This window comes from Marinilabilia sp. (assembly GCF_016278715.1).
GTDB lineage: Bacteria > Bacteroidota > Bacteroidia > Bacteroidales > Marinilabiliaceae > Marinilabilia.
The window spans coordinates 18,345-39,468 of record NZ_JADQBH010000165.1 but is presented as its reverse complement, the minus strand read 5'-3'; the positions used below and the strand labels follow the sequence as shown (position 1 = coordinate 39,468).

Sequence of the window (21,124 nt, the reverse complement as noted above, 5' to 3'; positions counted from 1 at the left end):
AACTCCAACATCACATTAAGCAACTCAACTCACACAGCGATAACTTCCAGTATTTCAGGAACTTTTTGCTTAACAACCATTTCCACGCCCCCTTTAAGCGTTTGCATACTCATGGGGCAGCCGTCACAAGCTCCTTTAAGCTGGACTTTCACCTGCAAATCGTTAGTAATACCAACAAAGATAATATCACCTCCATCAGATTGAAGATAGGGGCGAATGGAATCCAGCGCCTCCAGTACGCGTTGTGTCAGTTTCTCCTTATCAATTTCCATAATCGTCTATTTTCTTGTTATTTCCACCACCTTGGTGGGCGGTAGGTTTTCATTACGTTTTCCGACAGCTTTTACAACTGCTTCTCCCAACTCAACAAAAGCTTTACCAGTAACCGAATCGGGATTGAGCGCTGACGGCTCTCCTTTGTCACCGCCCTCACGAATGCTCTGAACTATAGGAATCTGGCCAAGCAATTCCACATTCAGTTCTTCAGCCAGACGTTTACATCCGCCCTCACCAAATATATAGTATTTGTTATCCGGAAATTCGGCGGGGGTAAACCACGCCATATTCTCCACCAGACCCAGCACCGGAACATTAATTTTCTCCCCTGCAAACATACTGATTCCTTTCCGGGCATCGGCAAGTGCCACATCCTGAGGAGTACTTACAACGACAGCACCGGTAATAGAGATGGTCTGAACCACTGTGAGGTGAATATCACTGGTTCCGGGAGGCAAGTCGAGCAGCAGGTAATCCAGCTCCCCCCAGTCGCCATCGCCAATCAACTGTTTGATGGCTCCGGTTGCCATAGAACCTCTCCAAACCAAAGCATCGTTAGTATCTACAAAATAACCGATACTCAGGTTCTTGACACCATACTTTTCTACCGGCACAATTTTGTCTTTACCCTCAACTTTCCGCAGCACCGGACGCTCACCTTCGGTATGGAACATTTTTGGAATGGACGGGCCAAATACATCTGCGTCGAGTAATCCTACCTTATAGCCCATATTGGCCAATGCCACCGCCAGGTTACTGGCAACAGTGGATTTTCCAACACCGCCCTTTCCGGAAGCTACTGCAATAATGTTTTTCACATCAGGCAAAAATTTCGGCTCAGCGATAGGAGCACGAGGGTTCACTTTAATAAAAATATTGCCCTCTATTTCGGCATCCTCTCCAACATATTTTTTTATGGACTGCACAGATGCTTTCTTTATGGCGGACACAAAAGGGTCGTTAGCCCTGTCAAATTTCAAGCTGAAACTAATGCGTTTCCCGTCAATTCGAATATCGTCCTCAACCATACCCAGAGACACAATATCTTTCTCTTTGGCCGGATGAATTACATGTTTTAAAGCGTCAGTTATAAGCTGTGGATAAAAACTCATATCTAAATTTATTTAAACTTTTTAAAGATAAGGGCAAAGATAAAAAAAATTCCAGAAAGCGAACAAATGCTTATTTAAACCTCTCCGCAATTCTTTTGAATTTCGATGATGATTTAATCTAGCCTGAACCATATAAAAATCATTGGTGTCCGATAAAAAACAGAGATTTTTTCCAAAAGGTTGGGATTCGAAATGACATTCAGACCTTAAGTTTTTCGGGATTCATCATAATAATTCGTGCCTGAATATTCTTTTTATTAAATCATAATCGAAAAACTTGAGAAAAAAACAAATACACATAGTACGACCCACCACGGGGGTCGATCCTCACGTAAACATTTCATCTATAAATGTCTGACCAACCTCGGGGTTATGTTATTATAATTGATAGAAACGGAGCCTTCAGAGTCATGTTTTTATATTTGATAGCAATCGAGCCTGAAGGGCTCTTATATTTATAGTTTTTCGTAAAATATAAAATATCGACGCTGAAGGTGTCGTATGCAATAGTGTTTGTTTGAAAGAACTTTTAAAACAGGTACCCATATTTGTGATGAGCCTAAAAACTAAAGATTCCTTGGTTACTTCGGGGTCATCTTTTATATTTGATAGCAATCGAGCCTGAAGGGCTCTTATATTTATAGTCTTTCGTAAAATATAAAATATCGACGCTGAAGGTGTCGTATGCAATAGTGTTTGTTTGAAATAACCTTGGTATCAGGTCATTGCTTTGACGTAGAATTACTCTTTCAATCTACCGCTTAAACACAACGAATCATACCACCTTTTGCATCCAGCAATACTTTTAAGGATCTATTTATCCAAGTAGCAGTCAATGTTAAAGTCATCCCAGAACACGTCTATAAAATCCACCACGGTGTCGTTATTAACTCGAACGCCTTCACTTTCGAGCAATTCCTGCATGGTACCGGCATTTGGAAAGGCATGCTTTCCGGTTAGTTGACCGTTGCGGTTAACCACCCGATGAGCAGGCACAAAACCGGGATGTGAAAAAGCTTTGTTCATGGCCCAGCCTACCATGCGGGAAGCGCCGGGGGAGCCTACAGCAGCAGCAAGAGCCCCGTAAGAGGTCACCCGTCCGGGCGGAACCTGTTTTACTGCTTCATAAACGCGAAAGAAAAAACCATCATCGCCCGCCATCTCAAACGTTGTTTCCGGTTCGTCTGGGCTTCACCCCCCTACCGGCACTTCGATAGTTATCCGGTTCAATATCCACATAAGGCTCAATCAGGCCATCAGCCTTTTGCAATACAAATTTCAGATATTTGATTGGTATCCCTTGCTCCAGCCATTTCCTTTCGTAATAAGTCTGTATACTTAAAATATCATCCTGATAGCCACAGGAATATAAATCCGATTCATCTACAAGCGGAGCTATACCATTGGCTTTTAGCAACTCGCGGGTATACGTATACATAAACAGGCTGTCTGTCTTCAGATGAATAATTCCTCCCGGTTTAAGAAAGCGGCCATAAGCCTCCAAAAAGCGGGAACAGGTCAAACGCTTACGGAACTTCTTTATCTGTGGATCGGGAAAAGTCAGCCATATCTCATCGACCTCCGACGGGGCAAAAAAAGCATGGATCGCTTCGATGCGAGTACGCAGGAAGCCCACATTTTTCAGCCCTTCATGAATTGCATCTGTTGCACCCCGGTGCATTCGATTGCCTTTGATATCAACACCAATAAAATTCTTTTGAGGGAACAAGCGGGCCAGCCCCACGGTGTATTCACCTTTACCACAGCCCAACTCCAGCACAACGGGATTGTTATTTTTAAAAAACATCTCGTTCCACCGTCCATACAATTCATGATTGTTTTGATGCACCTCACTAAAAGGAGCCTGCACAACATGTGGATAAGTGTCCATCTCCTCAAACTTTTTCAGTTTATTTTTTCCCACTTTTACTTAGTTCGATTCTGAATTTTCTTTTAAATCCGCTTCTTCTATCCACATAGATAAAGAAAGCACCCCCTCCAGCAAGTCGCGGCGCATTCCCTGGTGAACGATGAAAGAATACGCTCCCGGTTGTCTTAATTTCACGCCTGGTTTGTAAAGCCAGTTTGCAACTCTTGTTTTATCGTTTCCCTTCCCCAGCCAACGGCCATCAGGCTCTGCCAGAAAAAACTCCATCGTATCGGTTTGTTGATGGCCTCCCGGCCCGTTTACTTCCACAAACAACCAAAGATTACTATATGAATAATCATTGTTGTGTTTTAGAGAAAATCCAAGATTAAAAACTTTGGAAGTGTCCTCAATCACAGGGTTAAAAACAACAAGTGAATCTTTGTGCCAGCTGCCATGAGCCATTTCCCGGTTTTCTTCAAAAACCAGGCTCTGATTACAGGATACCAGTCCTATCAGCATAAGGATTGCCAGAAACTTAAACGTTCGGACCCTCTGAAGAATTGGACGACTTGTCGTTTCTGCGTCTTCGATTTTGATTGTTCCCATTTCCGGACTTATTAGTATTTTTACGTCGCTTATTCTTACGTCGTTTATTCGATTTTTGGTTGGTCTCATCAAAACGGGTGATACTGTCTTCACCTACCACATTGGTATAGTCGATTTCTTTAGCTATTGTTGCAGATATTTCACTGGCCAATTTATCTAATTTGGTTCCCGCCTTGTTCAGTTCAATTATCTCTTTGACCCTGTCCACTGTTAGCATGACCACATTCCCTGTGCTCTCCCGTCCGGATGAGAACCACATCAGCCGCTTAAAGATATCGGTCTTGAAATGATAATAGGTTTCATTTTCGGTTCGCAGGGGCACATCGGTTCGCGGAAAATCTTTTTGCGCGTCAATGTAGGAATCCAGCTCATAGTTGAGACAACATTTAAGCTTACCGCACTGACCGGCAAGCTTTTGCGGATTCAGAGAAATCTCCTGATAACGTGCAGAATTGGTGGTAACCGACACAAAGTTGGTCATCCAGGTAGAACAACACAATTCGCGTCCGCAAGGGCCTATTCCACCAATACGACCAGCTTCCTGGCGGGCACCAATCTGACGCATCTCAATGCGCACTTTAAACCGGTCGGCCAATACTTTAATCAACTCGCGAAAGTCAACCCGCTCATCGGCAATATAATAAAAGATAGCTTTGGTTCGATCCCCCTGATATTCGACATCTCCAATCTTCATATTCAGATTGAGCCGTTCCGCAATACGCCTTGACTCCAGCATGGTTTCATGCTCCATCGCCTTGGACTCTTCCCATTTATCGATATCCACCGGTTTGGCCTTTCGGTAAACTCGCTTGAACTCATAGGTCGCAGGATCCAGACCATTTTTCTTCATCTGAAGAATCACCAGTTCCCCTGTCAGGGTAACTTCGCCAATATCATGTCCGGGGGAAGCTTCCACAGCCACCACATCACCCTTTTTCAGTTTGACCTGATTACTGTTTCGAAAAAATCCTTTACGTGTATTTTTAAACTGGACCTCCACAATGTCGGTAACATATCCGGGTTGCGGAAGATCGGAAAGCCAGTCGAAAACTTCCAACTTGCCACATCGGCTACTGCAAGTGGTACACTTGCTTTCTTGTGGAATTGTTTCTTCTTCCATAACATTCCTGATTTTTGAAGAGAACTAAAAAATGATTTCAGACCAGTTCCGAAACATCTGAAAAGTGTCAGAAAACCATCAGGTCAGAAAGACTTCTCCAATGGAGTGTCTGTAAAAATTTTGTTGTTCTCAGGTATATAAAATAATATGGAAACTGTAAACATCAACAGTTTCCGCCGGTGGGCAATCAAACAAGCTTATTGGATATTCTGAACCAACTACTTATCTTAATTGCCATATCAAAAAGAACAAGCCTGGTGTTACCGTTCTGTTCAATGTGCGAGAGGGCCAGAGAAAACTCCTCAACCATCATCTCTACATTGCGATCGTTCACAAAAGGTTTGAACTTTCCAATAAAATCATTCTCTGCGGGGGTGGCATAAACCAGTTCCGCTATATCAAAATTCGCGATGTAACTTTCGCGCAAAATAGCAATGCAATAAAGCAATATATTTTTCAACCGCTCTTTGGGCAAAGCAGATAACTGCTCCACCCATCTGGAAATTTCATCAAGCTGACCTTTATAGGAATACCTCATGAAATTCACAAACATCTGATTAAAAAACTGTTTCTCCTCGCTGTTGCCGACGATGTCACGTGCCCTTATAAAATCGCCACCCGAAATACGCGCCACCGTATGGGCTTCTTCTTCAGAAACCATAAAGGCATCCATAAGCCCTTTGGTCATGGAAGCATCATCAATACGAGGAATCTTCAACTGCTGGGTACGCGATAATATGGTTGGCAAAATACCAACAGGATAATCAGACACCAGAAGAAAAAGGGTACGTGCGGGCGGCTCTTCCAATATCTTGAGAAGCTTATTGGCAGCAGAATTGTGCATCTTTTCGGGTTGCCAGACCACCATTATTTTATAGCGCCCCTCAAAATTCTTGAGACTAAGCCGTTTAATAATTTCATTCCCCTCCTGGGTATAAATCATTCCCTGGCTCTTTTCAGCATTCAGGAAAGAAAACCATTCATGAACGGTAAAATAAGGACTTTGAAGAACAAACTCTCTCCATTCATTGAGGTAATCGGCGCAAACAGGACTTTTTTCATTTCCCCGTTTCATAATAGGAAAGACAAAATGAAAATCAGGGTGAATAAGTTTTGCCATCTTTTTACATGATGGACAAACCCCGCAGGAATCATCCGGCCCGGGATTATGACAATTGACATATTGGGCAAAAGCCAGCGCCATTGGCATCAGCCCTGCACCGGAAGGTCCGGTGAAAAGCTGCGCATGACTAATCCTGTCTTCACTGACCATTGAAATCAAATGGTCTTTTATTGGCATCTGTCCTACAACGTCTTTAAAAAGCATAGCAAATCTTATCCTCTTTTTACCATTATATTCTGTAAGTGGTCAAAGATAGCAAAAACATCGGGACGTTGCTGTCTAAATTATCAACGGCTACGCAAGGCAACCAGTGACGAGAAACATGCATCAACATCCTGTACTTAAGTACTTTAAACCAAAACCAATAAATCAAATGAAAACAATCTTAGCTTTATGAGTAAATTTCGATAGTTTTGAAATGGAAAAATTAATTGATTTACAAAAACGGCTTTCACCTCATCAATTGAAAAAGATGCTGCACGAGGAGAAAAAAACAGTTCTCTTTTGTCCTCTGGACTGGGGCCTGGGGCATATCGCACGTGACCTTCCACTAATACGGGAATTTTCCCGAAACGGTCATCGGGTTATCGTTGCAGCATCAGAAAAGCTCCGTCAGTGGCTCCACGCCGAGGAACCCGGAATTGAAACCGTTTTTTTCGAAGGCCCTGAAGTCCATTACTCCGGAAAGCAAGGAGCATTTTTGAAGGTCTTACTCCAGCTTCCCGGGTTACTCCAATGGCCTGCGAAAGAAAAAAAACGAATAAAAGAGCTGGTATCTATTTATCATCCCCAACTCATTATCTCTGATAATCGCTACGGCGCCAGGCATCAGAAAGTTTTCTCAGTGCTTATTACCCATCAACTTTGTATAAAATTGCCAAAGTGCCTTAAATGGGGCGAATATCCGCTCTATCTGCTTGTAAAACAATCAATCAAGAGGTTTGACCAATGCTGGGTTCCCGACTTTCCGAAAAACAATTCGCTGGCAGGAGACCTTGTTCACAAATATCCTCTCCCGTCAAACGCCCTGCTCACAGGACCGCTTTCCAGATTTGACGGGATTTCGGCGGACCACAACAACATTAAGAGTAAAAAAGCTGTTCTTGGAATTCTTTCAGGCCCTGAACCGCAGAGAAGCTTGTTTGAAAATTTGTTAACCCAGGTTTTGAAAAAGCACCCCGGTCAACACACCCTGCTTACCGGGAAAACACCCTCGGATATGAGTTCAAATGAAACATCCGGGCCGGTTCTGCTGAATCATCAGCCTACTTCCGAAATGGCCAGATTAATCCGGGAACACCGACTCATTATCTCCCGGTCGGGGTACTCCACCATAATGGATATGTATTTCCTGAAAAAGAATATTCTGATAGTCCCCACACCCGGCCAGCCGGAGCAGGAATATCTGGCAACACATCACGACCAAAAAAACCATAAGAAAATACTTCAGTCGCAAATACCCGAAACAGATTTTTCAAAAACAACTCCTCCCGATGCAATTCGTCCAATGGAGAAATCGCCACTAAACTTTCGCTCTGTCCTGAACACTTACCTACAAAAAGCCGAAAAACAGAAGAAAATTTAAAGCTCCTGAGTCGGGCCAGACTCTCATCCATGAAAAGAAGTCCTTCATCACAACAAAGAATCTGTTCACAATATAATTGGCAGAAAAAACAAAAAGAGGAAACTTTTGTGACTGATTGACGTAACAGTTCAAAACCAATCGCATCAGACAAACAGAGTCAACAAAAGCCTATGTATTTTTTACCTTATGCAATTGCATTGGGGGTATCAGTTTCATTAACCCTCGTTATAGTGCGCAAGTTCTATCCTGAGTGGGTAAAAAAACGGGCAATAAAGAAACTTGATTCCTTCCTTTTTCCAAAGGGATACCGGCAAAAAGAAGAAGTGTTAAACACTTTCAAAGCATTTACAGGTGACCGCTTCAGTGATGATGAAATCCTTGATTATTTTTTCAAAATAAAAGGGCTTCAGTCGGTGGAAATCAATAAAAAAACCAATTTTTGGGTTAAGAAATATTTATTTAGGCCCACAACCATTAAATTAAATTATTTCGAACAGGTAAAATTCTATGAAACCTTTCTGAATTTTCCTGGACCACCTAAAAAAGCAAGAAAATCATTTTTTAAGCCTGAGAAGTTTTCTCAACAAAAAATAAAATCAGACCATGCTCCCCGAATGAGCAGAAATACAGTTTAACGACCAGACGTAAAAGCATTACCAAAGTCGTAAAAAAACGAACACCCGGCACGTATCTCACTTTATCTTCATGGCCCTTGATAGTGAAACATAACGTCCGGGTGTTCTTCTTTTATAATAGAACTTCGAGTAATTCTAATTTCCTTTCATCTAACAATGGCCATAATCAGCTTTAGACCTGATGTTTATACGGCTCTATTAATTCCTTGGGAATGTCAGAGACAGGAAACCCCACTACTAACTAAATTATTTTTATCAGAGATTCTTCGCAAGTTCAGAAAGACTGAAGTGTTTGGCTTGATTGCCTCCATTGGTTTCATAAGAGATCTTTCGTCATTCCTCCTCAGAATCAGTTCCTGGATAATCGGGTTATCTTGAAGCAACATTATTTAATCTAATAAAAACTAAAAATGTACACCTTGCACATTTTTTGTTGGTTACTCATGCATGTCATCTGAAAATCCTCACAACTGACTAATCTACTTTTATCTCTGCTTCCATTGGGCTTTTTAGTCCTCTGGCATTTACAAAAACAGCCTTTACCGACCCCACCAATATTTTGGCTTCAACAATAATGGGAATCCTGTTTTTATCATCTGTAACCCAAACAAACATTTTCTCTCCTTCTTCAAAAATAGTTCCCTCAACAAGCAAGGGTGAAAACTTCAGGCACCTGAATTCACGACCACTTCGGTCTTTCACCAATTCCTTACCGATATACCGAATATACAAATTGTGCACGTCTCCGTCAACAATCATATTTATTGGAATCCGGTCTCCCTCCTTATAACGCGAAAAATCAATATTTCTTGCATGATATACCATGGACAATAAATCAAAGGAACATTCGGGCCAGGTAAAAGTAGTATCGCGATAAGCTTTGCCCCGCTTACTGATGGAAGCGTTCACTTTTTGCTTGTCCGCATCAAAGAGATAGTGATGATGCGCTGTATAAGAACCTTCATTGGTTCTCCGGTGAAATTCGAAAGGTTGCAACGACGAAGGATCAACCCATACATCTAAGCTATCCCTGACTTTGAAGAAAAGATCATACGCTTTATAGGAAGCGCCATAAGAACTTATATGCCAGGCATTTTTCCCCTTCCAACTTGAGTTGTCAATGGCAAAAGTAACCGCCCCTGCATTAATCCAGACAAATCCCCAGTTGTAATAGGCATGATACGTCACCTCTTCCCCGGGGCCGAAACGGGTTACCGGATTTTCACATTGCCCCGAAGCTGTCCGGGCCCACAGAATTAGAAAAGCAAACACCAATAAAACCCTCAGCGTTGAAAACTTTAACGCATTCTTCTCAGTCACCTCATCAATCATTTACGAACCTTTCCAATTTTGGATTCCACGGAATCAATTTTAGCACTTATTCGGCCGACAGGCCCTTTCCGGGCATCGATGTTAATGGTTGTATAAATCCGGTCGGAGTGAGGCTCCAGTATTTTATATGCCTCATTAACCACCTGCAATGCCTCCTCCATCGTCTCTGTTTCAATAGAAGTGCCCATCGGGTTTAACTTGTAATTAACTCCTGATTCTCTCAAAAAAGCAATAACTTTGGCGACGTAATCACTCACACTGCCTCCCTTATCGGTGGGAAACATGGCAAAATTCAATAAAACAGACATAATTTACCTCCTGTTAGATTTTCGTTCCTCTTTTTTAATCCGGTTACGATTGATAAAATCATAAACCTTATATTCATTCACGTCCCAGGGAACCATTTGGTCCCAGTTGGCGCGTATTTCAATAACATCCGGAAAGTAAAGCATACTTTCGGGTTGTTGTCTGTCGGAAAAATCTCCGGTATCCCATTGACCATTTTGATTAATGTCTCTCAACATTCGTAAGAAATATTTCCCGGGCTTCATATATCTAAATGCAAGCTTACCGTTTTGAGGCAAATAGCCTTGTCTGATAACATTTTCTTTCGAATCCAGAACCTGAAGCAAGGCATTATCGGCCATTCCGGAAGCATCTACATACAAAATTCCATAGCTATCCTCCTTCTTAACAGTCAGATTTTCTTTCATGGGGCCATTGACCTTGCCGTAGATATCCCTGAAAGCAGCAGAATCAACCAACAACTGATATTGGGTTCCAGGTTGCCATTCGTGAATCAGGGCAAACTGTCGTATTCGAATAGAGTCCTGTTTCAGATCAAAAGGAACCGGTTGATAAACCGAATCGACCATAACAGAGAGCTGCAGAGAATCGAGGTAAACCTCAGAGATGGGCGTCGGAAAATTAAAATACGGGGTACTCCCAATTTCAAGATTCCCTCCGGGACTTCTGACTCTGAGTGGCTCAGCTTTCGGTGCATCTTTCTCATCATCTTTTCTGTTTCGTCTTCTCTCCTCAACCTTCCGGTGAAACATTTTTAGTGTATCTCTTTTGTCAACCGGATTATTCAACGAATCCTTCACCTGATAAATTAGCTCCATCGTTAACGAGTCTCTTGAAACCAAAGAGGTGTCACTTAACCAAACCATCACCGAATCATGCTTAAGTGAACGCTCATAAACAAACCATTCATCTGATTCCGGCTCTGCGTTAAGAACCTCAATTTCCAGGGGTTTTTCCAGACTTCGATTGAAGAAAAAATCAAGTCGGTATCGTTCTTTTCTTTCTCTGGAATCAAGATATTGTTCTTTGTAATCCTCCTGAAACAAAAACAATTTCAGACTGTCAGGAGTGTAAATAAGTTCTTTGGTGATAAGTACTGTGTCAAGGGTAACAGAATCAGTAAACAAAGAATCGATGCGATCACGATATTCAAATGAGGGTTCCACCAACTCATCGATCCATGCAATCCGCTCTCCGGGCTGGTCAAATTTATAATCGCGGTTCATATCTTCCAGGGCATAAATACGATATTGCCCCTCAGCAAGATTCCGAATAACAAATTCCCCGGCCTCATTGGTCTTAGCTACGCGGGGCGGAACCACTTTGGTCAGTGCTGTATCTGTAAGGTTGGAGTGAGCCATCACCATCACACCCGGAACAGGCGTATGGGAAAAAGCTTCAAAAACATGACCTGAAACCTCCAATGAATCCTGAGTTTCTCCTGTAGAAAAAGAGAAAGAAAAACCCTCCAGCACATTACCCTCATTATTATCCTGAATAGCATCAGCAAAATCGATGGTGTAGGTGGCACCGGGTTGCAATTCTTCTTCGAAAGAAATAGTAATGCGATTTCCCATGCCCCTGATGATCGGAGGCGTATTCAAAGGAGGCGACACCACTACTTTTTGGAAAGCCTCTTTGAGGACTATCAGCTCATTGAATTCTAAACTGATTTCATCCCCCTGGAAATTAGTAGAATTAAGTGGGGGGGTGGAACGAATCATCTTCGGAGGAGTTTCGTCAGCCGGGCCACCCTCGGGATATCCAATGTTGGCACAGTGAGAAAAACCAAGCATTAACAAAATGACAACAACAAAAAACGAAATATTTTTAAGCATCAGACGTTTATTTTCGGTAAAGAACAAAGCAAAGTTAGACTAAAATGATGAAACTTTTTAAATTTGTCCGGCATTCAATAAACAAAAACCATGCAAACTCAGGAAACAAATAACCCTTATAGGAATAAACCACTTTTCATAGCCCTTGGGATTACCGCATTATTGCTCATTGTGGTGGCAGTACTCTACATTTCCCAAAGCGTGGAAATGAAAGAAGTTGTGGAAGAAATGACCGTTGAGAAGGAGATTCTTACCGAAGAATATCAGGAATTGGCCCTGGGCTACGACTCTCTGGAATCGACCAGCGACACACTGAACATCATGCTGGAGCAGGAAAGGCAAAAGGTTGAACACCTTATCGAGGAGATAAAAACCATAAAAGCCACCAATGCTTCCAGAATGCGCGAGCTTAGAAAAGAACTATCGACCATGCGCGGAGTCCTGAAAAGCTACGTTCACCAGATTGACAGTCTCAATCGCCTGAATGAAGAGCTTAAGCAGGAAAACAAACAGTATCAGCAGCAATATACGCGCATTCAGAGCTCCTACCGCGAATTGGAAGGGGAGAAAGATGAATTGGAAGGGAAAGTGGAAATTGCAAGCCGTCTTGAAACAGCAGGTATAAGGGCTTCGGGCCTCAACACCCGGGGACGCAGCACTGACCGGACAAACCGAATCGATAAGTTAGAAGTTTGTTTTACAATATTAAAAAATGTGACTGCCCCCGTTGGAATAAAACCATTTTACGTAAGAATAGAACGCCCCGACGGACAGCTATTGCTTCACAGCCGTGATGACCTATTTGATTTCGAAAATTCGGAAATTAATTTCTCCGCCATGCGAAGTGTGGAGTATGGTGGTGAAGAAATGGAAATTTGCATTTATTATGACGTTGATATGGGCGAACTGATGCCGGGAGCATACACCGTAGATCTATTTGCAGACGGAGCCAACATTGGTCGTTATTCATTTGAGCTTGATTAAAGTGCCTGCCACTAACCCCACTCATAGGGGGTAGACTGGTAAACGTAATAGTTTAACCAGTTGGAATAGAGCAACTGCGCATGACTGCGCCACCGGACAATGGATTTTTTAGCCGGGTCATTCTCTATAAAGTAATTTTCCGGAATTTTTGTTTGCAATCCTCTTTGCTGATCGCGCCGGTACTCCTCGCCCAGGGTGAATTTATCATATTCGGGATGACCGGTGAGAAAAACCTGGCTTCGGTCTTTCGACAAAATCAGGTAAGGTCCCCCTTTTGCTGAGTCAGACAAAAGAATCAGGTCATCTACCTTCTCAATATCTGATTTCCGAACTTCGGTATAACGCGAATGAGGAGCCCAAAAAACGTCATCAAATCCACGCAGCAACGGCTCTTCCGGAGCATTCACAAAATGCTCAAAAACCCCAAAAAGCTTAGACCTCAACTCATACTTTGGAATTCCATAATGATAATAGAGTCCGGCCTGTGCCCCCCAGCAAATATGCAGCGTGGAAGTAACGTTGGTTTTACTCCACTCCATAATAGTGCAAAGCTCTTTCCAATAAGTCACTTTCTCAAATTCCAGCAATTCCACCGGAGCACCTGTGATAATAAACCCGTCGTAATGCTGATTCTTTACCTCTTCAAAAGTTTTGTAAAAGCTTATCAGATGTTCCTGAGGGGTGTTTTTAGGTGTATGCGATGAAGTAAAAAGCAACTCAACCTCGACCTGCAACGGACTGTTAGACAACACCCTGAGCAAATGGGTTTCTGTTTTAATTTTCAAGGGCATTAAATTGAGCACAAGAATCTTAAGGGGCCTAATATCCTGCGTTACAGCACGACTTTCGCCCATTACAAAAACATTTTCGGCCTCCAGCAAGCTTTTGGCAGGCAACAAATCAGGGATATTTACAGGCATAACAAGAAACTGATTGGTTAAAAAAAAGAGCATACAAAGATAGGGTAAAGATGAGAAAAATCAACCTGCAAAGATAATTCCCGTACAAACCGAAAATCCAGACCTTTCCAAATAAGCAGACCCCGCCGGTATCGTTAACATATCGGGCGGGGTCTGCTCTATATTGTCTTTAATTGTGATTTCTATCTTTTTAAAATCCCAAAGAAAAGGATATTGAGGATGTTGTCCAGTTGCAGTCTGAAATCATCAAAATTATCTACTCCTCTAAACAGGGGCAATTCCAATCCGCGCAATGCAGTGCTAATGCCCACAGCAGCAAGTTTCAGATTTTTAATATCAAATTCGCCCCCTGAAACCCCCTCTTCCAATACCGATCGGATCATCTCCTGTTCTGCCTTCTCAGATTTCTCACGCACCTCATCCAAAAAATGATAATCACTGTAAGTCTCGTCCCGCATGGCTTTTTGATAGTTATCAAGCTCCCTCAACGTTTCCATCCGAACAATAATATAATCGTTGAATTTTTGGCGGGGCGTATATTCACTGGAAACCACCTCACGTAATCGGTGTTCCAGCATATCAGCCTCCAACTCAATAACAGCCTGGAAAATTTCCTCTTTATTTTTAAAATAGTAATAAAGAGAACTTTTCCCTTTGCGAAGAGCCATGGCAATATCTTCCATGGTTGTTTTGCGGTACCCGAACTTTGCAAAAAGCTCACGCGCCGATCTTAAAATTGAGTTCCGAACAGTATCCTCCCCGGAAATCATAGAATTAAAAATTTCGCTCATAATATTTAAACTTAAGGTTACAGGACTATGGGGTCAAACAGGTATTATCATACTTAAAGTCAACTAAAGTCTCTAAAATCCCTAACCGGAACAATTCCTACATTTCTAAGATCATGCATGAAGTTCAGGTTTGTCGTTCTCCGAGACAATAATAATCTTAAAAACATTGTTCGACGAAATCAATATCCAGGGTCAAGTCGCCAGCACAAAATCCAATTGTCTTTTTTCAAGGTTGGCTTTGGCTATCTGAATTTTCACCGCATCACCCAGCTGATATTTCCGGTTTTTCCGGCGCCCTACCAAACAATAATTGTCTTCATCGAACTGATAATAATCGTCATCCAGGTCACGAATGGGCACCATTCCTTCACATTTATTCTCATCCAACTCCACATAGATTCCCCATTCGGTAACACCCGAAATAACGCCCTCGAAAACTTCTCCGACTCTGTCTTTCAGAAATTCCACCTGTTTGTATTTGATGGAAGTTCGTTCGGCATCCGAGGCCCGGATCTCCATTTTGGAGCTGTGGTCGCACAACTCTTCATATTTTTCACGTGTAGCTGAGCGTCCCTCATCGAGGTATCGCTGCAGCAACCGGTGTACCATCATATCAGGATATCGGCGGATGGGAGAAGTAAAGTGGGTATAATACTTAAATCCCAACCCGTAGTGACCGATGTTATGCGTGGAATAAACAGCTTTGGACATCGTCCGGATAGCCAGTGTTTCCACAATATTTTGTTGTTTTTTGCCCTGAACTTCGCCAAGTACCCGATTCAACGATGTACTAATGGTTTCGTTTTGTTTAGGGGCGGCTTCGAAACCAAATTTCCGTACAAACTTGCTGAATGACTCGTACTTTTCAGGATTGGGTTCATCATGAATCCGGTAAACAAAGGTTTTTGAATTTTTGGACGAACGTTTGTGCTCAGGAGTTAACTCATTGCGACCAATAATTTCAGCCACACGGCGGTTTGCCAGCAACATAAACTCCTCGATCAGCTTATTGGAATCTTTGGCTTCTTTAAAGAAAACATTCAGTGGTTTACCATTCTCATCCAACTTAAACTTCACTTCCACCCGCTCAAAATCGATCGCCCCTTTGCTGAATCTAATGGCTCTAAGTTTTTTGGCCAGACGATTCAGTGTCAGTATCTCATCTTTTAAGTCACCTTCCCCTTTTTCAATGACCTCCTGAGCTTCTTCGTACGCGAATCTTCTGTCGCTGTGGATTACCGTGCGTCCTACCCAGCTATCGTGAACGGCTCCATCTTCATCAACCTCAAAAACAGCAGAAAAACAGAGTTTATCTTCGTTTGGGCGTAACGAACAGAGCTCATTACTCAGCCGCTCCGGCAACATGGGAACCACCCTGTCAACCAGATAAACTGATGTAGCCCGATTGACAGCCTCTTTATCCAGCACACTGTCAGGAGTCACATAATGTGTCACATCAGCAATATGTACACCCACCTCCCAGTGCCCGTTTTTCAGTTTCCTCACAGACAAAGCATCGTCAAAATCTTTGGCATCGGCCGGATCAATAGTAAAAGTGGTCACCTTCCTAAAGTCACGTCTTTTCTTAATCTCTTCGGGAGGAAGTTTATCCTCAATTTTTTCAGCAGCCTCTACCACCTTTTCCGGATATTTGTAGGGCAAGTTAAACTCCGCCAAAATAGCATGCATCTCGGTGTTATTATTCCCGGGATCACCCAGAACATCCACCACTTTACCAATAGGATTTTTGGCTTTCTCGGGCCACTCAGTAATGCAAACCACAGCTTTTTGGCCCTGTTTTCCACCATTTAGTTGATCTGGTGGGATAAAAATATCGTGATGCATCACACGTGAATCAGCAACCAGGAAAGCAAAACTCTGTGAAACCTCGAGTGTTCCCACAAACTGGTCGCGGCTTCTTTCGATAACCTCGACCACTTCGCCTTCTGCCTGCTTATTGCGCTTGCGTGCATACTGAAGAATCTTCACCCGATCTCCGTTCAGGGCATGTCCCAGATTGCTTTGAGAAACAAAAATATCTTCATCTCCCTCTTCCGGGACGATGTATGCCGCTCCTTTAGCGGTCATATCCACCAATCCTACCACAAAGGTTTCGGGAACCATCTTCATCTTAAAACGCCCGGTGGACACTTCGTTCAGGAAGTTCTGCTCGCTCAGTTCAAACAGGAAAACTTCAATCTGCAGCCGGCCGGTTTTTTTGGTTATTCCCAAAGCAGCGGAAACCTGCTTGTAGTTATAGGTTTTCTGAGGATTATTCGAAAACAGATTTTTCACCTGTGACTGTAAATCACTCTTTTTGGTTTTCTTTTTATTTGATTTGTTCTTCTTTGACATAAATTTCTTATTCCTTAAATTCTAAAAATAACAGGGTTTGGTAAAATGTTTTCTAATTACAAAAAACCATCATGGAAAAACAGGTTACATACACAATTCCATCCTCTTTTCTGTTTTTGAAAAGAATGGAAATTCTCAGAATATACACCACAGCAAAATATTCGAAATCAATTGCCCTTGAAAGTATTGCCGGTTGTTTTTTTGGAGTTAAAAAAATGCTTTTTTAACTGGGAAAAAACAATCCGTCCAATATCTTAGCCCTATATTAACCTCAAAGATAATAATATCCATAACAATAATAAATGCTTCGATTAAAATGTTCGATTATTTTTTTAACTTAAAAACCATATTAAACCAACACAAAAGCCTTTTTAATGGCATCAATTAAATCATCCGGCTCTTCCAGACCAATACTTAAACGCACAAGGTTGGGATGAATCCCCAACTTTGCCCTGTCCTCATCCGAAACATCCACATGGGTCATGGTTGCAGGATGTTCAGCAAGACTCTCGGTTGATCCGAGACTAACCGCAAGTTTAAAAAGTGACAAATTGTCCAGAAAGCGGAAAGCCTCCTCTTCCCCTCCCGAAATATTAAATGAAATCATGGAGCCGTTGCCCAGACATTGTTTCTCAAAAATGTTTTTCTGTGCATCCCCCGATTTCAGGAATCCCAGGAAATGAACATTCTCCACTTTAGGGTGGTTCCGTATATATTCAGCAACTTTAAGTGCACTTTCAGCTTGTCGCTCCATCCTTATCTTCAGTGTTTCGAGGCTTCGCATCACCAACCATGATGAGTGCGGGTCGAGCATGCTTCCCATAAATGTTCGCATTCCTTTGATGGCGGCAATCACTTCGCCGGAACCCACACAAGCCCCGGCTATTAAATCACTGTGACCATTGATGAATTTGGTGGCCGAATAAACCACCAAATCAGCACCATGCGCAAGCGGATGCTGAAAAACAGGTCCTAGAAAAGTGTTGTCAACTGCCAGCAGGCATTTCTTATCCTTTGCGGAAAAAAAATCAGCCAAACGAGCACACATCTCAATATCTATGAGATTATTGGTAGGATTGCCCGGCGTTTCAACATAAATAAAAGAGGGCGTTTCGCCCGGCCAGGCAGCATTCAGCAAGGCCTGAATGTTCTCCTCACTGTCGTCTGAAGTAAACATCAAGGTTCGAATGCCAAACTGTGGCAGAACATGGTGAATAAAATGGTCGGTACCACCGTACAACGGAGAACCAAAAAGCAAAATATCACCAGGTCTGAGAAAAGTAAACATCATTGTAGAAATGGCTGCCATACCGGAAGCAAAAAAAGCAGCATCCTCGCCCTTATCCCAAAGCTTAAGCCGTTGCTCCACAATTGCAAGATTAGGATTGTTTACCCGGCTGTATATCATCCCCATTTCTTCTCCTTCTCCGGGGTTTCGAAGTCCGTACGCAAGTTCAAAAAAGGCTTTTCCTTCGGATGCAGAGGTAAAGGCAAAAGTAGAGTCTGAAACAACGGGCATTTCACAGCCCCCTGGTGTTCGGCAGCTTGGTATCCATACGACATCATCAGACTTTCAGGATAATAGGGAATTTTATTCATAACAACCGGATTTTAAAGTTTATTAAAAACATGAAAATTTCATTTAACTAAAATTAACAAAAAGTCATTCAATAATCCAGTCATTTTCACATAAATATCCGGTTGTTCGAAGTGATTTTTATCATGACAAACAAAATTTTATATTTTTGCACCCGAACTCACCTGACTCAACAATGAAGCACATCTTATTTTTTCTCTTTTTTTTTCTTTCCATTCCGGTTTTTTCGCAGGTAGAAACCAGGCACCACATGGGCTTTTCGATGGGTGCGGATCCATTGTCCGCAATCAGGGTTATGTTGGAAAGCATCGGTGATGATGATTACGACCCAAACGAGGATTATAATACAGACGAAGATGACTTTGGAGCTGTAGCGCTTGCCGTTTACTACAAGTATAAGCCACTCCCAAAATGGGACTTTGATGCCGGGGTAAAGCTGGGAGCCATCAGTTATGGTGCATTAGAATATACCCATTCCGACATCCATGCAAAAATGGACCTGGGATTCAATTTCGGTTTTTTCTCTGCGGTCAACTTTTCCACCCAAAACCCTTTCTCCAGACATTCCAACAACCCGTTTTTCTCCTCACTGGAGATTGGCTGGACAAGCCCCCCAGGAGACTTAGAAATCCATAACCGGGTAAGTAATGAAACGGAAGTTATTGACAACCTTGACGGCTCCATCTACTTCGAAGGAAAAGCCGGGATGAAATTTGGCTGGGAAAACAATGCCGTAGGACTTTTTCTGGCAGTGAACAACATGACCAACACCAAATCAGCCGACAAAGAATTACGAAACCGCGGCTATGGGGAATTACCGAAAATCGGAGTGGTTATCCTTGTTGGAATGACCTACGAATTCGGATTCAGAAAAAGTGATAAAAGGAACGCTAGGGAAACAAAAACCATTTATCCCGATTGGTTTCAACCTGTAGAGTAAAAACTTTAATCCAGCACAAAAAAACCCATTTTCTCAGGGTGATCGAGTACCTTTTTATGTCCGGGAATTTTCTTCAGCATTTTGAGGGCCACCAAATCTCCGCCGGCACCAATAATATAGATGTATCCAAAAAACCAGAATCCGAAAGACCCTGTAAAAAGTGCGACCACAAATGGAGCAAACCCCAGTACCAGCAAAGGCATTAAAGCCCCCAACCGGTAGTATTGCACACGAATGGGTGTGGTGCAATGACAAAAAGGCGTATAAGTTCGTGGCTCGACACCAAATTTAATGGATTTGTAGCCTCCCCTGGCAAACATCCCGAAAATGAGTGCATGAAATAATTCATGAAGAGGAATACCCACCGAAACGCACCCCAAAAACATAAGTACCCCCATCCAACTCCAATGCTGAAAAGGCTGCCAGCCATGTAACACAAAAAACGGAATACCGGTGGCGAAAAGTGCCGGAAGAATAAGCCCGATTACTTTGCGGGCCGTTTCATCTATGGTAAGTGAAATCTCTCTCATTTAATTAATCCAAATGCTCCTTTGGACAAAAATAGGGTATTTGGTTCAAATTCTTCGTAATTAAGAATGCCTGTCTGACCTTTTATAAGATCTGTCGTCTCCACTTCGCTGCGTACAAAGGAGTAAACGCTGTCATTTTCAGCTTCTTTAACCAAAACCCATTTCCGGTTTTCCACATCCACTACTGCATCAGCGGGCAATACCCACATCTCCCCGGAACTCTTCAATATTTGTGCATTTACAAACATATCTGGCAGCAAAGCCGGTGCTACACCCTTGAAGGTTGCTTGCACAGCAATGGTTCGCGATTCCGGATCAACCTTTCTGGAAATACGTACAATCTGTGCTTCATGCCTATCAGCACCAACAAGTACCTCCAAACCCTCGGCTAATCCATCCATTTCGGATTCATAAACATCCATCTCAACATAAACCGACTCCGGGTCTATAATCTCCATAACTTTCTCCCCGGGTGACAAAAACATCCCCTGACGCACCTCCTGCATGGTCACATTCCCGGCAATAGGAGCTTTAATCGTTATGCCCGAAGCGATCTCAACTGATTCCTCCAGCTTTGATGCATTAACCCCCAACAGCTCGAGCTGAGCTTTTAGTCCAGAAAGCCTTGCCTTGGCACCCATAAAATCGGCACGAGCCTTTTCAAATACCTTCTGTGAAGCAATTTCCTCACTGACAAGTTCTTTTTGTCTTTCAAAATCAGACTTCAAAACAGGATAAAGAGCAGCTGCGTCCAGATAATCCTTTTGCAAATTGATAATGGCAGGGCCCTCCAGCACAAAAAGAGCTTCTCCCCTTTTCACCCAGTCGCCCAGCGAAACAAACACTGAGCGCACCCGCCCTTCAATAAGAGGACTGATTTCGGAGAGATGGCCGGGCGTCACTGCGATTCTGCCATTAACATCAATCTCCTCAGTCGCTTCAACTTTCTGAAGAGGGGCCATTTCCATCCCGGAGGTCTCAAATTGTTCTTTGGTTACCACTACTGCACCATCAGAAAAAGTAGTTTCTTCGGATGAAGCATCTGTTTGATCGCCTGAACAGGCAGAAAAAATCAACAGCGAAACAACCAATAAAAGAATATTCTTAAACATAGTCGATATTTTTTATGAAAGTGTTTTTATTTTTTTATCACTGAGCAGACTCATCCCTATCATTACCGCTTCTGGAATTTATGTAACTACCC

The 21,124-nt window shown here is 42.6% G+C and carries 19 protein-coding genes; 3 read left to right on the top strand and 16 right to left on the bottom strand.

Features of this window, described 5'->3' with window-relative positions; genetic code table 11:
• Positions 1–29: 29 nt before the first annotated feature.
• The 7 genes from QZZ43_RS10625 to QZZ43_RS10595 form a co-directional block, all read right to left on the bottom strand.
• A complete protein-coding gene (locus QZZ43_RS10625; RefSeq protein ID WP_291858848.1) occupies positions 30–251 on the bottom strand; it encodes a NifU family protein in 222 nt (73 codons plus the stop codon).
• 27 nt (positions 252–278) lie between these two features.
• Positions 279–1,388, bottom strand: a complete 1,110-nt coding sequence (locus QZZ43_RS10620; RefSeq protein ID WP_291858828.1) for an Mrp/NBP35 family ATP-binding protein — start codon at positions 1,386–1,388, stop codon at positions 279–281.
• Between the two features lie 813 nt (positions 1,389–2,201).
• A complete protein-coding gene (locus QZZ43_RS10615) occupies positions 2,202–2,549 on the bottom strand; it encodes an MGMT family protein (protein ID WP_291858825.1) in 348 nt (115 codons plus the stop codon).
• A gap of 1 nt (position 2,550) precedes the next feature.
• Positions 2,551–3,312 (bottom strand): tRNA (guanosine(46)-N7)-methyltransferase TrmB, encoded by a 762-nt coding sequence (gene trmB, locus QZZ43_RS10610; protein ID WP_291858823.1) that lies wholly within the window; start codon positions 3,310–3,312, stop codon positions 2,551–2,553.
• A gap of 6 nt (positions 3,313–3,318) precedes the next feature.
• Positions 3,319–3,864 (bottom strand): gliding motility lipoprotein GldH, encoded by a 546-nt coding sequence (locus QZZ43_RS10605; protein WP_291858819.1) that lies wholly within the window; start codon positions 3,862–3,864, stop codon positions 3,319–3,321.
• On the bottom strand, positions 3,794–4,984 hold the full coding sequence (locus tag QZZ43_RS10600; RefSeq protein WP_291858816.1) for a regulatory iron-sulfur-containing complex subunit RicT: 1,191 nt from the start codon (positions 4,982–4,984) through the stop codon (positions 3,794–3,796). Before QZZ43_RS10600 ends, QZZ43_RS10605 begins: the two co-directional genes overlap by 71 nt.
• A 187-nt stretch (positions 4,985–5,171) precedes the next feature.
• Positions 5,172–6,311, bottom strand: coding sequence for an ATP-binding protein (locus QZZ43_RS10595; RefSeq protein WP_291858813.1), 1,140 nt, complete (start codon positions 6,309–6,311; stop codon positions 5,172–5,174).
• Positions 6,312–6,525: 214 nt separating this feature from the next.
• Here QZZ43_RS10595 and QZZ43_RS10590 point away from each other — a divergent pair, with 214 nt between their 5' ends.
• Complete coding sequence (locus QZZ43_RS10590; protein ID WP_291858810.1) at positions 6,526–7,692, top strand: glycosyltransferase; 1,167 nt, start codon at positions 6,526–6,528, stop codon at positions 7,690–7,692.
• A 1,109-nt stretch (positions 7,693–8,801) separates the two neighbouring features.
• Here the strand turns inward: QZZ43_RS10590 and QZZ43_RS10585 are convergent.
• Genes QZZ43_RS10585 through QZZ43_RS10575 form a run of 3 tightly spaced genes read right to left on the bottom strand, consistent with a single transcriptional unit; the run spans position 8,802 to position 11,803 of the window.
• Complete coding sequence (locus QZZ43_RS10585) at positions 8,802–9,659, bottom strand: DUF3108 domain-containing protein (RefSeq protein WP_291858807.1); 858 nt, start codon at positions 9,657–9,659, stop codon at positions 8,802–8,804.
• Positions 9,656–9,967: an MTH1187 family thiamine-binding protein gene (locus tag QZZ43_RS10580; protein WP_291858804.1), complete on the bottom strand. Its 312-nt coding sequence runs from the start codon at positions 9,965–9,967 to the stop codon at positions 9,656–9,658. Before QZZ43_RS10580 ends, QZZ43_RS10585 begins: the two co-directional genes overlap by 4 nt.
• 3 nt (positions 9,968–9,970) lie before the next feature.
• Complete coding sequence (locus QZZ43_RS10575; RefSeq protein ID WP_291858801.1) at positions 9,971–11,803, bottom strand: Ig-like domain-containing protein; 1,833 nt, start codon at positions 11,801–11,803, stop codon at positions 9,971–9,973.
• A gap of 90 nt (positions 11,804–11,893) precedes the next feature.
• On the opposite strand from QZZ43_RS10575, the gene QZZ43_RS10570 reads away from it, so the two are divergent.
• Positions 11,894–12,787, top strand: coding sequence for a hypothetical protein (locus QZZ43_RS10570; protein WP_291858798.1), 894 nt, complete (start codon positions 11,894–11,896; stop codon positions 12,785–12,787).
• An 11-nt stretch (positions 12,788–12,798) separates the two neighbouring features.
• Here the strand turns inward: QZZ43_RS10570 and metA are convergent, their stop codons facing one another.
• The 4 genes from metA to QZZ43_RS10550 form a co-directional block, all read right to left on the bottom strand.
• Positions 12,799–13,707, bottom strand: a complete 909-nt coding sequence (gene metA / locus QZZ43_RS10565; protein WP_291858845.1) for a homoserine O-succinyltransferase — start codon at positions 13,705–13,707, stop codon at positions 12,799–12,801.
• Between the two features lie 182 nt (positions 13,708–13,889).
• Complete coding sequence (locus QZZ43_RS10560) at positions 13,890–14,498, bottom strand: TetR/AcrR family transcriptional regulator (protein WP_291858795.1); 609 nt, start codon at positions 14,496–14,498, stop codon at positions 13,890–13,892.
• Between the two features lie 192 nt (positions 14,499–14,690).
• Positions 14,691–16,853 (bottom strand): ribonuclease R, encoded by a 2,163-nt coding sequence (gene rnr / locus QZZ43_RS10555; protein WP_291858792.1) that lies wholly within the window; start codon positions 16,851–16,853, stop codon positions 14,691–14,693.
• A 349-nt stretch (positions 16,854–17,202) separates the two neighbouring features.
• The gene (locus QZZ43_RS10550; protein ID WP_291858789.1) at positions 17,203–18,372 is read right to left on the bottom strand and encodes an aminotransferase class I/II-fold pyridoxal phosphate-dependent enzyme; all 1,170 of its coding nucleotides are present in this window, start codon (positions 18,370–18,372) and stop codon (positions 17,203–17,205) included.
• A 253-nt stretch (positions 18,373–18,625) separates the two neighbouring features.
• Between QZZ43_RS10550 and QZZ43_RS10545 the strand changes: the two genes are divergently transcribed.
• Complete coding sequence (locus QZZ43_RS10545; RefSeq protein ID WP_291858787.1) at positions 18,626–19,390, top strand: hypothetical protein; 765 nt, start codon at positions 18,626–18,628, stop codon at positions 19,388–19,390.
• Positions 19,391–19,395: 5 nt separating this feature from the next.
• On the opposite strand, the gene QZZ43_RS10540 is transcribed toward QZZ43_RS10545, so the two are convergent.
• Together QZZ43_RS10540 and QZZ43_RS10535 are read right to left on the bottom strand one after the other, a co-directional pair.
• Positions 19,396–19,920, bottom strand: a complete 525-nt coding sequence (locus tag QZZ43_RS10540; RefSeq protein ID WP_291858785.1) for a DUF3267 domain-containing protein — start codon at positions 19,918–19,920, stop codon at positions 19,396–19,398.
• Entirely contained in the window at positions 19,917–21,032 is a 1,116-nt protein-coding gene (locus QZZ43_RS10535) for an efflux RND transporter periplasmic adaptor subunit (RefSeq protein WP_291858782.1), read from the bottom strand. Before QZZ43_RS10535 ends, QZZ43_RS10540 begins: the two co-directional genes overlap by 4 nt.
• Between the last annotated feature and the right edge of the window lie 92 nt (positions 21,033–21,124).